General features: G+C 46.1%; 14 protein-coding genes. 10 read left to right on the top strand and 4 right to left on the bottom strand.

What is annotated here, in order from left to right; genetic code table 11:
- The first annotated feature begins 132 nt into the window (after nucleotides 1–132).
- The 3 genes from DC345_RS03325 to DC345_RS03335 all read left to right on the top strand — a co-directional run bounded on the left by DC345_RS03325 (nucleotide 133) and on the right by DC345_RS03335 (nucleotide 3,569).
- Nucleotides 133–1,065: a TadE/TadG family type IV pilus assembly protein gene (locus DC345_RS03325; protein WP_220095232.1), complete on the top strand. Its 933-nt coding sequence runs from the start codon at nucleotides 133–135 to the stop codon at nucleotides 1,063–1,065.
- 11 nt (nucleotides 1,066–1,076) lie between these two features.
- A complete protein-coding gene (locus DC345_RS03330; protein WP_113051896.1) occupies nucleotides 1,077–1,586 on the top strand; it encodes an A24 family peptidase in 510 nt (169 codons plus the stop codon).
- Nucleotides 1,587–1,649: 63 nt separating this feature from the next.
- Nucleotides 1,650–3,569, top strand: a complete 1,920-nt coding sequence (locus tag DC345_RS03335) for a DUF6382 domain-containing protein (RefSeq protein ID WP_113051897.1) — start codon at nucleotides 1,650–1,652, stop codon at nucleotides 3,567–3,569.
- Here the strand turns inward: DC345_RS03335 and DC345_RS03340 are convergent.
- Nucleotides 3,558–4,469, bottom strand: a complete 912-nt coding sequence (locus tag DC345_RS03340) for a TIGR01777 family oxidoreductase (RefSeq protein WP_113051898.1) — start codon at nucleotides 4,467–4,469, stop codon at nucleotides 3,558–3,560. The genes DC345_RS03335 and DC345_RS03340 overlap by 12 nt on opposite strands.
- A 157-nt stretch (nucleotides 4,470–4,626) precedes the next feature.
- Nucleotides 4,627–5,097 carry a DUF2621 domain-containing protein gene (locus DC345_RS03345; RefSeq protein WP_113051899.1) on the bottom strand — a complete coding sequence of 157 codons (471 nt, stop codon included), beginning with the start codon at nucleotides 5,095–5,097 and terminating at the stop codon, nucleotides 4,627–4,629.
- Nucleotides 5,098–5,266: 169 nt separating this feature from the next.
- Between DC345_RS03345 and DC345_RS03350 the strand changes: the two genes are divergently transcribed.
- Nucleotides 5,267–6,394 (top strand): deoxyribonuclease IV, encoded by a 1,128-nt coding sequence (locus tag DC345_RS03350; protein WP_113051900.1) that lies wholly within the window; start codon nucleotides 5,267–5,269, stop codon nucleotides 6,392–6,394.
- 22 nt (nucleotides 6,395–6,416) lie between these two features.
- Nucleotides 6,417–7,310: a formyltetrahydrofolate deformylase gene (gene purU / locus DC345_RS03355; protein WP_063564406.1), complete on the top strand. Its 894-nt coding sequence runs from the start codon at nucleotides 6,417–6,419 to the stop codon at nucleotides 7,308–7,310.
- 79 nt (nucleotides 7,311–7,389) lie between these two features.
- On the opposite strand, the gene DC345_RS03360 is transcribed toward purU, so the two are convergent.
- Nucleotides 7,390–7,881, bottom strand: a complete 492-nt coding sequence (locus DC345_RS03360) for a hypothetical protein (protein ID WP_113051901.1) — start codon at nucleotides 7,879–7,881, stop codon at nucleotides 7,390–7,392.
- 433 nt (nucleotides 7,882–8,314) lie between these two features.
- Here DC345_RS03360 and tkt point away from each other — a divergent pair, with 433 nt between their 5' ends.
- The 5 genes from tkt (at nucleotide 8,315) to DC345_RS03385 (ending at nucleotide 13,761) form a co-directional block, all read left to right on the top strand.
- Nucleotides 8,315–10,357, top strand: coding sequence for a transketolase (tkt, locus tag DC345_RS03365; protein ID WP_113051902.1), 2,043 nt, complete (start codon nucleotides 8,315–8,317; stop codon nucleotides 10,355–10,357).
- Between the two features lie 140 nt (nucleotides 10,358–10,497).
- The gene (ppnP, locus tag DC345_RS03370) at nucleotides 10,498–10,815 is read left to right on the top strand and encodes a pyrimidine/purine nucleoside phosphorylase (protein ID WP_053781719.1); all 318 of its coding nucleotides are present in this window, start codon (nucleotides 10,498–10,500) and stop codon (nucleotides 10,813–10,815) included.
- Nucleotides 10,816–11,000: 185 nt separating this feature from the next.
- Nucleotides 11,001–12,356 (top strand): glucose-6-phosphate isomerase, encoded by a 1,356-nt coding sequence (locus DC345_RS03375; RefSeq protein WP_076291734.1) that lies wholly within the window; start codon nucleotides 11,001–11,003, stop codon nucleotides 12,354–12,356.
- A 164-nt stretch (nucleotides 12,357–12,520) separates the two neighbouring features.
- Nucleotides 12,521–13,153, top strand: coding sequence for a YigZ family protein (locus tag DC345_RS03380; protein ID WP_072734274.1), 633 nt, complete (start codon nucleotides 12,521–12,523; stop codon nucleotides 13,151–13,153).
- A gap of 5 nt (nucleotides 13,154–13,158) precedes the next feature.
- Complete coding sequence (locus DC345_RS03385; protein WP_063564400.1) at nucleotides 13,159–13,761, top strand: TetR/AcrR family transcriptional regulator; 603 nt, start codon at nucleotides 13,159–13,161, stop codon at nucleotides 13,759–13,761.
- 192 nt (nucleotides 13,762–13,953) lie between these two features.
- Here DC345_RS03385 and DC345_RS03390 read toward each other — a convergent pair whose 3' ends face one another.
- Complete coding sequence (locus DC345_RS03390; protein WP_113051903.1) at nucleotides 13,954–14,355, bottom strand: secondary thiamine-phosphate synthase enzyme YjbQ; 402 nt, start codon at nucleotides 14,353–14,355, stop codon at nucleotides 13,954–13,956.
- Nucleotides 14,356–14,359: the final 4 nt, after the last annotated feature.

Below are 14,359 nucleotides of genomic sequence, written 5' to 3' on the forward strand. Positions count from 1 at the left end.
TTCGGTGGAGGGATTATGGATAAGCAGCATCAGCAGGAAAAAGTTGTGGCGTCTTTGCACAATCGATTAACAAGAATACACAGACTGGAAAGATTGAAATCGCTGACTAAGCAGATACATTCTATCCAAAAGATGCATTCTCGGAAAAGGGAACAGGGCAGTATCGTTTTGGAAGCCTCACTGGTTTTGCCTGTATTTCTTTTCTTTGTCATGTTCCTCATTTACATCGTACAGATGACGTTGGTATCAACAGCATTGCAAAGCACGGCAGGAGAGGCAGTAAAGCAGTTATCAACGAAAATATATCCGGTCTCCCTTGTATTCAGCCCCTCTGATTCCGCAGGTGGTGGAGGCTCGGAGGGTGGATGGAAAATACCGGAGCTGTCACTGACGGAATGGGCCGAAGAATACGCCTCTTCGCTGCCAGAGCCGCTAAGTGATTGGGTACGTGCTGCCGCTGCCAGAGGTGAACAACCATTACAGGAGATCAAGACATCCGTTCTTGAGACAGTACTTGATCCGACCGTTAAACCGTTGCTTCAGCCTTTTATCAACAATTCTCTACTGGATGTAGAGCGTGTGCATGTTAATGGGATTTCCATACCTGATCTTAAAAATAAAACGAATCCTTATTTTCGGCTTGAATTGAGCTATGAATTGCCTGTTAAGGTCCCCTTTCTAGGGAAGTCTTTACGTATTCAAGCCGCTGCAGCAGAACGGGTATGGATTGGAGATACCGAAGAAGGCTCCAATAGTAGTGGGGGAGACGCAGATTCAGCTGGAGCAGCAACCGTACTATCCAAGCCGGAGCCAGCATACATAGGCAACAACGCGACAATTAAGGTCCAAGTGGAGCCCGGAGCTACAGCGAACTTGACGATATTTTACAAGTCCGGTGAAAGTTCAGCCAAGCATATCGGATGGGCGACTGCGGATGAAAACGGTGTGATTGAGTGGAATTGGTTTGTTGGTACACGTACAACGGAAGGCACATGGACATTTGTTGTAGAAACTGCGGATGGTGTCAAGACGGTGACCGAGTTTAATGTGGCTTCAAGAAAATAAGGAAGGAGATGATGGAGGTGGAGTGGTTTTACCTGGCCTGTGGTCTATATGTGATTGTAGCCTTTGTTACAGATGTTCGTTCGATGAAAATTCCAAATCGTTTAACTGTACCAGTGACTGCCGCGGGAGTGCTGGCCCATATCATCTGGGGAGGATGGGAGGGGTTTCTAATCTCAGCAGCTGGATTCGCGATTGGGTTCGGTGTCTTATTTCTAATGTATCTGATCGGCGCAGTGGGTGCGGGAGATGTTAAGTTGTTTGGAGGAATTGGAGTTTGGACAGGACTGGCCTTTGCCGTTCACGTTATTATTTACTCCGTTTTGTACGCAGGGGCAATTGGATTAGTCATTCTCTTGTTCCGCAGGGATTCAGCGAAGCGGATTCGTGGCATGGCAGGAAATCTTGCCGGTTTCTTCATGCTCGGTTCGCTTAAGCTGGTCAACCAGGAAAAGACACTGAAGTTTCCTTTTATGCTGGCCGTATTGCCCGGATTCATCAGCTCCTATATCTACATGAGTTAATAAAAATTTATAAGATGTGGTGGAGTTTGGATTATAGCTTATTAACGGAAAGAGAGGATTGGCATGTATGGATTAACGAGAGATTTCATTCGAAACGGCGGATCGTTTATGGTTCTGGAGAAAGCGGAAGGGTTGCTAATGGACGAACTAAGCCGTGTGCAGATGGGCATGTTATCTTCCAATCATATTCCCCGACTTCTTCCCGTTTATATTCGAGAGGTAGACCGAAATGTAACGTTACAATATGATATTTCAGGATATAAGATGTTACCTCAAATGTTGAAGTCTGGAAAAATCAAGCTGCGTGTATTATATGGTCTATTGTTTCAGCTGGCGGATACGTTTACGGAATGTGGACAATATATGTTGGATTCACGTAAATTACAGATCCAGGAAGAGTACATATTTATCAATGGCTCACTTGAAATAGGAGAGCTTGGCTTAGTATATATTCCAATTATTGATGCAGTTGAGGTAGATCCGACGCCTCAGCAATTCCGCGAACTGGTTATTAGGCTAATGGCCCATGTTCAGGAACTTCAGGGCGAAGGAATTCAGCGTGTCCTCCAACTATGCGACAGTGAACGATGGGATATCAGACAACTGCGTGAACTTTTGCTTGAATTATATGCAGATGAGCAGAGTGGTTCAAACCAGGCATCGTTTATGTCTTCACGTGGGTCATCCGGCGGCACAACTGACAGTCAATTTGGAATACCATCTGCAGTTCCAGAGCAGGGAAAGGATCTGTTTTCCAATAGAAGTGGCCAAAATCAGTATCGTCAGTTGGATCGAAATGGCGAAGCTTGGCAGCAGTTGGAATCAAATCATCAACCAAGGATATCTACAACGAAGGATGACAAGCCGCTTAACAAACCCTTTTCAGGGTTATCCGGCAGACGTTCACCAATGGAGTCCTCATTGCAATCAAAAGGTGTTACGAATCCGTCACAGCGCCAATCGTTTGATTCATTATCGGACGATGATATGGAAAAGGACGGGAAGGACGAGAAGCAGGATTCTTCCAAAACGACCTATATCCTTCTGGGCTGCATGATTGCCATGGCGCTGGTATGGAGATTCATCTATATGGAACAACCAGGGCAGACACAAATGATTCTATCTGCAGCATTAAGTGCTGGGTTGCTTGGGATCGCGGGTTGGGCATGGATGACCAAAGGAAAATTCGGAATTTCAACATCCAATTTGCTACGCAAAAAGATGCCGAATGAAGAATATGCTGATGGCGAATTACAAGAGGGCTCTTCCAATATGAGATCTGCTTTTTTTGGATTGGGAAGAGGCAAAGATAAGCAGAAAGAAAGCCAAGAAGAGATGTTTCAGGAGAGCTGGCGTTGGAATGCATCTGAAATGTCACCAGAAGGTAACAACACATATGCGCAAGGTTACACGAGTCAACAGAGCTCTGGTGATATGCAAAGTTCTGAATCAGAACGGAGGCACTCTTTTGAATCCAGGTCATCTGTAGCAGGAAATTCTCGCTTTCAAAATCTACATATACCATCCGAAGTATCTGATGAACCTTTTGTTCAGCCAGCTGTCGAATCCGTGGCTGCAACATCGGAACTTGTTCGTCATCATGCGGCGGCTGATGCAACAGTAAACTTGCAAAGTGTTGCCGGCGGAAGCCTTACAGGAGCAGGTTCGGTAGCACCTTCCTTTTACCTTGAACGCAGATCAGCAACAGGGGACAAAAATGAACGGATGGATATCCGTGGAGCCTCGTTTGTTATTGGCCGATCGGCGGACATGGTCCAGTGGGTAGATTCAGCAACCGGTGTGTCCCGTGCTCATGTGGAATTGAGCCGGAACAAATCGGGCTATGTCATTAAGGACTTGGGTTCTGTGAATGGAACCATTCTCAAAGGCGATGTTCTTGCTCCGTACAAAGAATATCCATTGGAAGATGGGGATACCTTTACGTTGGCTGAGTCTGTTTACACGTATCGATCAGTCGGATAAACCACGGTGTTTTAGATCTTCCAGTGCATCGGTTAATGTAGGGAAGGTGAACTGAAATCCGTGATTTAGAGCTTTTTGAGGGATAACCCGTTGTCCCTGAAGCAGCACGACAGAGAGTTCTCCGACCAGTGTTTTGATCAGAATTCCAGGTACGGGGAACCAGTGCGGACGATGATACACTTTGCCTACCGTTCGTCCGAATTCATCGTTGGTAACCGGGTTGGGCGAAGAGGCGTTCACCGGACCGGAGATTTCTTTATTCTGGATCGTGAAATCAATCAACCGCACAATATCCATAATATGAATCCAACTGGTCCACTGTTTGCCACTTCCCACCCTGCCCCCAACACCAAGCATATAAGGCAGTTTCATTAATGGAAAAGCCCCTTTTTTATGACCAAGCACGAGGCTAACGCGGATTTTCACGAGTCTCACATGTTTGATGGCATCAGCAGCAACTTCCCATTGTTGAGAAACACGGGATGGGAAATTCACCGATTTTTGTGGGCTGTTTTCATCAAATGTTTCTGTGGGAGAGGTGCCATAGATTGCCATGGCAGATGCTTGTACGACTACCTCCGGTTTGTGTTCCAGTGAATCTACCAATTTGGCTACGCGCGCTACAGTAGTCACTCTGGATTCAACAATCTCCAGTTTCGCCTTGGTTGTCCAACGTTGATTCAACGTTTCTCCGGCGAGATTCACCAAGGCATCCATTCCTTCCAGCAAATGAGGCTGTTCCTCTACCTGTTCCCATGAGATATAAGTAAGGTTTTGGCTTGGATTATGTAAATTCGGCGGTTTGCGTGTAATAACTTTCACATGATGGCCTGCCTGAAGCCAGTAATCAACGAGTGCTCCTCCGACAAAACCGGTACCTCCGCAAATCGCAATCTTCATCTTGGCGACCTCCTTGTTATTTTGACTATGCTGACATGTAATATTGGATCGACAAACAGCCCCGGGCGGTAAGCACTGCCTTGCTGGGAATGACTTACCTGACGGAGCATGTTTGCAAATATGTAAGCCTAATACATGTTCGGCTGAATTGCATGATCTATTTATTCATCAAATGTTTATAAGGCGAATAGTCAATTTGGTTTTTCTCCAGAAATTTCACCAAAAACTTATTATCCCGCTTCGGTGTGGCTATAATGTATCCTTTAATGCAATGATCTCTGGATACTTCAGTTGCATTATTTTCGTATGCAATTTTGCCGATTTCTGCTGCTATGGAATGTTTGGCGATATCTCGAAATGGGCCGGGAACAGGTTCTACAAGTTGGTCGAGAAAAGCTTTTGCTTCATCTGTCCATAGATGACGGCTGGTTTCAACCCAGTGATTCTGCCAATCAAGTTTCGATTTACCGTCTGCCTTCGGAAGCACTTTCAAAAACTTGCGCATCATAAAAAATCCGCCAACACACATACTTCCAAGCAAAAGAACGGTCCAAAATGCGATCGTGTTCATAAACCAATTGCTGGGGGAACTACTGGTCAACGTCAAAGCGTAGGAGCCGAAAATCATTGCGGAGTCACCTCGGTTTATTGATTTTCACGGAAAGACGGATTCCGCCCACCATGTTCCAAATTACAGCTGTAAAAAATAGCCTATATCCCGAATTATAGCGCATTTCTAGATTTATTTCGATAATCGCGTTAGAATAAGGGATAATTCAGAAAAAGGGGGATTAATGATGCTTAAAATCGGCTCCCATGTGTCCTTTTCGGACAAGGGATTATTGAGTGCAACGAAGGAAGCGTCCTCGTACGGTTCCAGTTCGTTTATGATATATACGGGTGCACCGCAAAATACCCGCCGCAAGCCTATTGAGTCCATGTTTATCGAGGAAGGCAAGCTTGCGATGCAAGAGGGCGGAATGGAAGATATCGTTGTCCATGCGCCATACATTATTAACCTCGGATCATACAAAGAAAACACGTATGAACTGGCCGTAAGTTTCCTTCAGGAAGAGATTCGTCGTACACATGCGATCGGTGTCAAAAATATCGTGCTGCATCCCGGCGCATTTACGGACAAGGACGCTCACTACGGCATCGGCCGTATTGCTGAAGGCTTAAATGAAGTTCTGGACGGTGTGAAAGAGACGGATGTGAACATCGCTCTGGAAACAATGGCTGGCAAAGGTACTGAAATGGGCCGCAGCTTCGAAGAAATTGCTCAGATTATCGAGAAGGTTACACACAATGAACGCCTTACTGTATGTATGGATACATGTCACATTCACGATGCGGGTTATGATATCGTGAATGACCTGGACGGTGTTCTTGAACAATTTGATCGTACGGTAGGGCTTGACCGCATTGCCGTAATGCATATTAATGATAGTAAGAACCCTGTGGGTGCGCACAAGGATCGTCATACACCGATTGGCTCCGGCTGGATTGGTTTTGAAGCAATTAACCGTATCGTGCATCACGAGGCTCTTCAGGGACGCCCATTTATTTTGGAAACGCCTTGGATTGGCAAAGAGGCCAAAACTCAGCGTCCTATGTATGAAGCAGAAATTGCATTGCTTCGCGGGGATGTTGCTGGTCGATTTGGTCCCGAATTCCTGACAGAAGTGGAACAACTGCATCATTTCTTCAAAGGAAAAGAGATTGAGTCCCGTTCATATGTTCTGGATATCTGGACGTTGCTCAAAAATGATGCCAAAGCGAAGAAAGCCGATCCACGTGAGCCGTTGGAGCGTCTGTATGACCTCGTGGCTGAAGCCGCATTGTTCCCGCACTTGAATGAAGAACAACTGAATCATCGTTTGATCGCCTGGCTTGCAGGCAAAGAAGTTTTTGTCACGGCCTAGTTGAAGGAGGAAGAATAACCCGATGGAGATTCACGCTAAACAAGTACGACCTGATGTCAAAAACCGCGCCGATCGGGCGCGGATGCTTATTTCCTGTCCGGATGGACCGGGAATTGTTGCCGCAGTATCCCATTTCTTGCACCAGCATGGTGCAAACATTGTACAGTCGGACCAATACACAATGGACCCGGCAGGCGGCATGTTTTTTATGCGGATCGAGTTCGATCTTCCACAATTATCGTTAAACCTGCCTAAGCTGGAGGCTGATTTTGAAGAAGTGGCAAACCGATTCAAAATGGATTGGAGTCTCTCTGCGGTTAGCCGTAAGAAGAAACTTGCTATCTTTGTATCCAAGGAGGATCACTGTCTGGTTGAGCTGTTGTGGCAATGGCAGGCTGGCGATCTGGATGCAGACATCGCACTTGTTGTGAGCAATCATCTGGATATGAAGGACTATGTAGAATCATTTGGCATTCCTTATCATCATATTCCGGTTACAGCAGATACGAAGAAAGAAGCGGAACAACGTCAGTTGGACGTTATTGGTAATGATATCGACGTAATTATTCTTGCGCGTTACATGCAGATCATTTCCCCGATGTTCATTGAGCATTACCGCAATCGTATTATTAACATTCATCACTCGTTTCTGCCTGCCTTTGTCGGCGGTAAACCGTATGCCCAAGCGTACAACAGAGGTGTCAAAATTATCGGTGCTACAGCTCACTATGTTACGGAAGAGCTGGATGGCGGACCGATCATTGAGCAGGATGTTCAGCGTGTAAGCCACGGGGATGATGTAACTGAGTTGAAACGTATTGGACGCACCATAGAGCGGGTAGTTCTTGCTCGTGCCGTTAAATGGCATGTTGAAGACCGTGTACTGGTTCATGAAAATAAAACCGTTGTGTTTTAAGCTAATGCTTTAATACTGCGCAAGGTTGATTCGGAAAGATACAGTTCAGTTCTATTCCGAAAAAAGAAAAGGCGATTCCCTATTCATGTCTAAACGGGGGATCGCCTTTTTGACTGTGTTTCCATACATGACCGCATATACCAACGGCCACGCCAAATAACACATGCCCTGCCAGCCAGTAAAGTATGGCTTTTATATCATATAGATCAGGCACACGGCTTGATAGCTGGGAGAGCGGGATATACAGCAGGGAAGAGAGAATGCCGATTATCAGGACGCCTTTGGCTATCGGATGACCTGAACGCTGAATCCACCATATGTAGAAGATACCAATGATTATGGAAACGATAAGATGCAGCCCAAATTCGATGTATTCAGGTAGTGTAGGCGGAAGCCATGGAACAAAATCAATGTTCAGCAGCAAGGTATAGACTTTTTCACCAGTGTAAGTCTGCATAGCCATTAAAAAGAATCCAAGCACCAGTCCGGACGTAAGACCTGTTAAAATCCCGGCTTTCCAGGGTAATATGTGCTTTAGCGAATTTGTTGACTTAGCCAAATGTTTCGGCATATGTGAATCCTCCTTTCCATATGAAGTACAGCCTGATGTACACAAAAGTCCGATTTTTCCAATCATGATCAAAGACCATTATATGCAAAATCAACTTCGATATCTAAAAAGAGTATGGTTTTCCGCTTAAAGGTTATACTTCATCCGATGGATTTGCGATGCTGGCTGAGCTAGAAGATATGCTGAAATGCTCAGTAGGACACTCTTTTTGCGCAACTGGAAACAAATCCCTCGTCATAAACAGCCGAATTTTCCCGATCTTCTAAAAGAAGGTTATGGAAAAGCTTCACGCCAAGTGATACAATACAAAAGTGAATAAGTCAAAATGAAACACTCAAGCGGATTCACTTATTGTGAAATTCGGTTTGCTTGTATGATGAGAGGGATTCGCTTGCGCAACCCGACTTATCTAAAGACATGAGGAGGACAAACCATGACTGACAAGAACGAAGCGATTCAAAAGGAAGAGAACAACACCATCGACAACCTGTCGATCACTACCGTACGTACACTGGCGATTGATGCAATCGAGAAGGCAAATTCCGGACACCCGGGAATGCCGATGGGCTCCGCTCCAATGGGGTACCAACTTTTTGCAAAAACGATGACACATAACCCGGACCACCCAACTTGGGTTAACCGGGACCGTTTTGTCCTGTCCGCAGGACATGGCTCCATGTTGCTTTACAGCTTGCTTCACCTGAGCGGGTATGACCTGCCTATGGAAGAATTGAAACAGTTCCGTCAATGGGGAAGCAAAACGCCGGGTCACCCGGAATTCGGACATACTGCAGGCGTTGACGCAACAACTGGACCACTGGGCCAAGGTATTGCAATGGCTGTAGGTATGGCTATGGCTGAAGCTCAACTGGGCGCAACATACAATAAAGACAAATTCAACGTAATCGACCACTACACATACGCAATCTGTGGTGACGGTGACTTGATGGAAGGCGTATCCCATGAATCAGCTTCCCTGGCTGGACGTTTGCACCTGGGCAAATTGATCATGTTATTCGACTCCAATGACATCACTTTGGACGGTAAATTGAACCTGTCTTCTTCTGAGAGCATCGCGAAGCGTTTTGAAGCTTACGGCTGGCAAGTGCTGCGCGTTGAAGATGGTAACGATCTGCCTGCAATCCAAAAAGCAATTGAGGAAGGTCAAGCAGATACGCTTCGCCCTACATTGATTGAAGTTAAAACTGTAATTGGTTACGGTAGCCCGAACAAACAAGGTAAAGGCGGCCACGGCGGTACTCACGGATCTCCACTGGGTGCAGACGAAGCCAAATTGACTAAAGAGTTTTACAAATGGGTTTACGAGGAAGATTTCCATGTTCCAACTGAAGTTCGCGAACACTTTGCACAAGTGAAAGATCGTGGTATCTCTGCAAACAAAGCATGGGACGAGAAATTTGCCGAGTACAAAAAAGCATTCCCTGAGCTGGCAGCTCAATTCGAAACGGCAATCAATGGCGACCTTCCAGAAGGTTGGGATCGCGATCTGCCTAAATATGCAGCAACAGACAAAGCTGTATCCACTCGTGTAGCATCAGGTAATGCACTGAACGGTTTGGCTCATAACGTGCCACAACTGACAGGTGGATCTGCTGACTTGGAAAGCTCCACAATGACTCACTTGAACAACCTGGAGAACTTCTCACCTGAAGATTATTCCGGTCGCAACATCTACTTCGGTATCCGTGAATTCGGTATGGCTGGAGCAATGAACGGTATGGCACTGCACAGTGGTGTGAAAGTATTCGGAGGTACATTCTTCGTATTTACAGACTATCTGCGTCCAGCTGTTCGTCTGGCTGCCCTGATGGGTCTGCCTGTAACGTACGTCCTGACTCACGACAGTATTGCTGTTGGTGAAGACGGTCCTACTCACGAACCAATCGAGCAATTGGCATCCCTGCGTATCATTCCTAACCTGACGGTTATTCGTCCAGCTGACGGTAATGAAACTTCTGCAGCATGGGCTTATGCGCTTGAGAACAAGAGCAACCCGGTTGCACTCGTACTCACTCGTCAAAACCTGCCGATTCTGGAAGGTACTGTTGAAGGTTCCCGTGAAAACGTGAAACGTGGTGCGTATGTTGTCTCTGATGCAAAAGAAGGCAAAGCTGTTGCCCAAATCATCGCTACAGGTTCCGAAGTGCAACTGGCTGTCAAAGCCCAAGCAGCACTTGCTGAACAAGGCATCCAAGTTCGCGTAATCAGCATGCCGAGCTGGGATCTGTTCGAGAAACAGGACAAAGCATACAAAGAATCCGTCCTGCTTCCGGATGTTAAAGCTCGTCTGGCGATTGAAATGGCTCACCCAATGGGTTGGGAAAAATATGTCGGCGATCAAGGAGACATTCTCGGAATCAGCACATTTGGTGCATCGGCGCCTGGCGACCGTGTTATCCAAGAGTATGGTTTCACTGTGGAAAACGTGGTTAGCCGCGTAAAAGCATTGCTGTAATAGCTTGAAAAATGCTGCAGGAGGGACAGTTAACTTCTGTCCTGCCGAGCAGCAAGTGAATTCCGGCAGAGAATGGGTGGGCGACCACCCTGATCTGTTTTGCCTTTTGTTTTCATTAACTTCAGGGGGAGCGGGTACGCATGTCACAGTTTGATCAAGTCAGTGTAGTGAAAGAGGCCAACATTTATTATGAGGGCCAGGTAACTAGCAGAACAGTTATTTTGGGGGATGGCAGCAAGGTGACTCTGGGCATTATGCTTCCAGGCAGTTATGAGTTCGGTACAGATTCCCGTGAGATTATGGAGATTCTGTCCGGCGATCTGAGAGTATTACTTCCCGGAGAAGAAGATTGGCAAGAGATTCAAGGTCAAGCTACGTTCCACGTGCCTGCCGAATCCAAATTTAAACTGGAGATACGCAGCGTTACCGACTACTGCTGCTCGTACCCGGCGGAATAATACAAGAAGGGTAACCAGAACCGCGACTCGCGGATTCGGTTAACCCTTTTTGCTTCTTAAACTCTAACGACAAAGTTCGGGCTGCAAGCTTGTCAGCCCTGTGGATTTGAAGTATCCTTAGGCTAAGTTGTTTTGAATGGAAAACGGAAAAAATACGCTACCGATATCAGGAGGTTTTATAGATCATGGCAAAAAAAGTGAAGTTTGACTACAGCACTGCCCTGCAATTCGTCAATCAGCATGAAGTGGACTATTTCGCTGAACCGATTCGTTTGGCTCACGAGCAGCTCCACAACGGAACGGGAACCGGATCGGACTATCTGGGCTGGATTGACTTGCCTACCGCTTATGACAAAGAAGAGTTCTCCCGTATTCAAAAAGCGGCTGCTAAAATCCAAAGCGATTCTGAAGTACTGATCGTCATCGGTATTGGTGGATCATACCTTGGTGCACGTGCAGCGATTGAGATGCTTACGCACTCTTTCTACAACAATCTGCCAAAAGACAAACGCAAAACGCCTGAAATCTACTTTGCAGGAAACAACATTAGCTCCACGTATGTAACTCATTTGCTGGATCTGGTTGAAGGCAAAGACTTCTCCGTTAACGTGATCTCCAAATCCGGTACAACAACAGAGCCGGCGATTGCTTTCCGTATCTTCCGTGCAGCACTGGAGAAAAAATACGGTAAAGAAGAAGCTCGCAAACGGATCTATGCTACAACAGATAAAGAGCGCGGCGCACTGAAAAAACTGGCGAATGAAGAAGGCTATGAATCCTTCATTATCCCGGATGATGTAGGTGGACGTTACTCCGTTCTGACGGCTGTAGGTTTGCTGCCAATCGCAGCAGCTGGCATCAGCATCGAAGAAATGATGCAAGGTGCGGCTGACGCTTCCAAAGAATACAGCAACCCGAACGTAGCTGAGAACGAAGCATATCAATATGCAGCTGTTCGTAACGCACTGTATCGCAAGGGTAAAGGAACAGAAATCCTCGTGAACTACGAGCCATCCCTGCACTTTGTATCCGAATGGTGGAAACAGCTTTACGGAGAGAGTGAAGGTAAGGACTACAAAGGGATTTATCCTGCATCCGTTGATTTCTCGACTGACTTGCACTCGATGGGTCAATTCATTCAAGAGGGTAGCCGGAACATCTTCGAAACGGTAATTCAGGTTGCTGAAGTATCGGAGCATATTTCGATCGAAGCGGATCCGGATGATCTGGATGGTCTGAATTTCCTTGAAGGTAAAACGATGGACTTTGTCAACAAAAAAGCGTTCCAAGGAACACTGCTTGCACACACAGATGGTCAAGTACCAAACTTGATTGTGAACATTCCAGATATGTCTCCATATTCTTTCGGATATCTGGTATACTTCTTTGAAAAAGCATGCGGCATTAGTGGTTACCTGCTGGGAGTCAATCCATTTGACCAACCAGGCGTGGAAGCTTACAAGAAAAATATGTTCGCTTTGCTGGGCAAACCAGGCTTTGAAGAAGAGAAAGCAGCGCTTGAAGCGAGACTTTCCGAATAATTCATCGGTCTGCTCATATAGTTAAATAAGGTAATGTAATTACATTCGGGGAGTCATTGCGAAGCAAGGGTTTCCCGAATGTTAAACCAAGGCAGTTCGTCCGCGTGCGCGCGGGGAACTGCTTTCTTGTAAAATGGATCAAATTGGTGGAAAGTTGGAGAGGGATGATTGAACGTTATCGCACGGTTCGAGGACCGGGCAATCTGGAAATTGTAATCAAAAAGTCGCGATTTATCGGTCATATTATGCCGGTCACGACGGAAGAAGAAGCAAACGCTTTTATCGATGAAATCAAGAAAAAACATTGGAATGCTACTCATAACTGCTCGGCATACATGATTGGTGAGCGGGATGAGATCCAGAAGCAATCCGATGATGGCGAACCAAGCGGAACCGCTGGCAAACCGATTCTTGAAGTCATCAAAAATCAGCAATTGAAAAATGTGGCTATCGTTGTTACACGTTACTTTGGGGGAATTATGCTTGGAGCAGGTGGGTTAATTCGCGCTTATACGGATGGAGCAGTTGCAGCCATTGAAGCCGGGGAAGCGATTACCAAAGTGCTCCATCGTGAAGTGTTTGTTGAACTGGATTATACATGGCTGGGTAAAGTGGAAAATGAATTAAGGAGCCGGGAAGTCCGTACAGGTGAAACTGGGTTCACCGATAAGGTTACGTTGACTTGTCTTCCGCCGGATAGTGAAACCGAGGCATTTGTGGCCTGGATCACAGATTTGACGCAAGGGCAATCCCGGATCACGGAGGGACAGCGGCTTTATTTTATTGAAGGGGAATAAAATATATGGCTAGAAGAGCAGTCGAACAGGAGTTGTCGAGGGAGCGGATACTGGAGGCGGCGAGGCATCTTTTTATTACCAAAGGATACCGTGCCATTTCGATGCGAAGCATCGGACAGCATCTGGGCTATAGTCATGGGTCGCTGTATTATCATTTTAAGGAAAAGGCGGAGCTGTTTTATGCCATCGTGGTTGAAGATTTCAATCATCTGGGGCATTTGCTGCTGCAAGCCATGGTCAGGCCAGTCATGGGCGGCGTGAGCAAGGTGGAACATATCATGATGGAGTTTATTCGTTTTGGTTTGGAGAATCCGTATCAGTACGAGATCATGTTCATGATTCGGGATGAGGAATTGCTATCGTATTGTCGTACGGAGCAAGGAAGATGCTTTGAATTGTTCGCCTCCATTATTCGGCAATACATGAATGAAGAGGGCTGTACGGAAGAGGATATTCAATGTGTACCACGTACGCTGTTTTTGTCCATGCACGGATTCATATCGTATTATATTCAGGACCGTTTAACCTTTGCAGAGATTGAATCGGCTGCGTTATCTCATGTCAAAGTACTCTGCCGTAATCTCCAACACCAGCCTGGCGTCCAATAAGGCGCTTTTGTCGCACTCCACACTTCAGGACGGTGAATTGTCATAACATTAATTCTTTATAACGTTGTCTCGCGAAAGTTTTGGCGCGAAGAAGACCATGACAGGCGGGTTACATCCCTAAAATAGGGTGGACCGCCTGTTTGTTTTTTTTCAATTGATGGCGAATCATTAGAAAATGGGGTTGAAATGGAGCTAACCTTCCATGATTTTAAGGAAATATTCCCGCTGACGAGGACCATCAAATTCGCAAAAATAGATGCCCTGCCATCTGCCAAGCAGTAATCTGCCCTCATGTATAATCACTGTTTGTGATGGTCCGGTTGTGATCGATTTCAAGTGAGAAGCCGTATTTCCCTCAGCATGCCGATATTCGGGATGTTCCCAAGGATACACTTCATTCAGACGAAGCAGTACGTCATGTTTGACATCCGGGTCTGCATTTTCATTAATTGCAATGCCTGCTGTCGTATGTGGACAATAAATCAATACCGTCCCATTCTGTACACCGCTATTGCGGACAGCCTGTTCCACCTCCCGCGTAATATCCTTCATTTCATCCCGTCGGGATGTCGATAAATTCTTCGTATATAACATACTA

Source organism: Paenibacillus taichungensis, assembly GCF_003287275.1.
In the GTDB taxonomy this organism is placed as follows: Bacteria; Bacillota; Bacilli; order Paenibacillales; family Paenibacillaceae; genus Paenibacillus; species Paenibacillus taichungensis_A.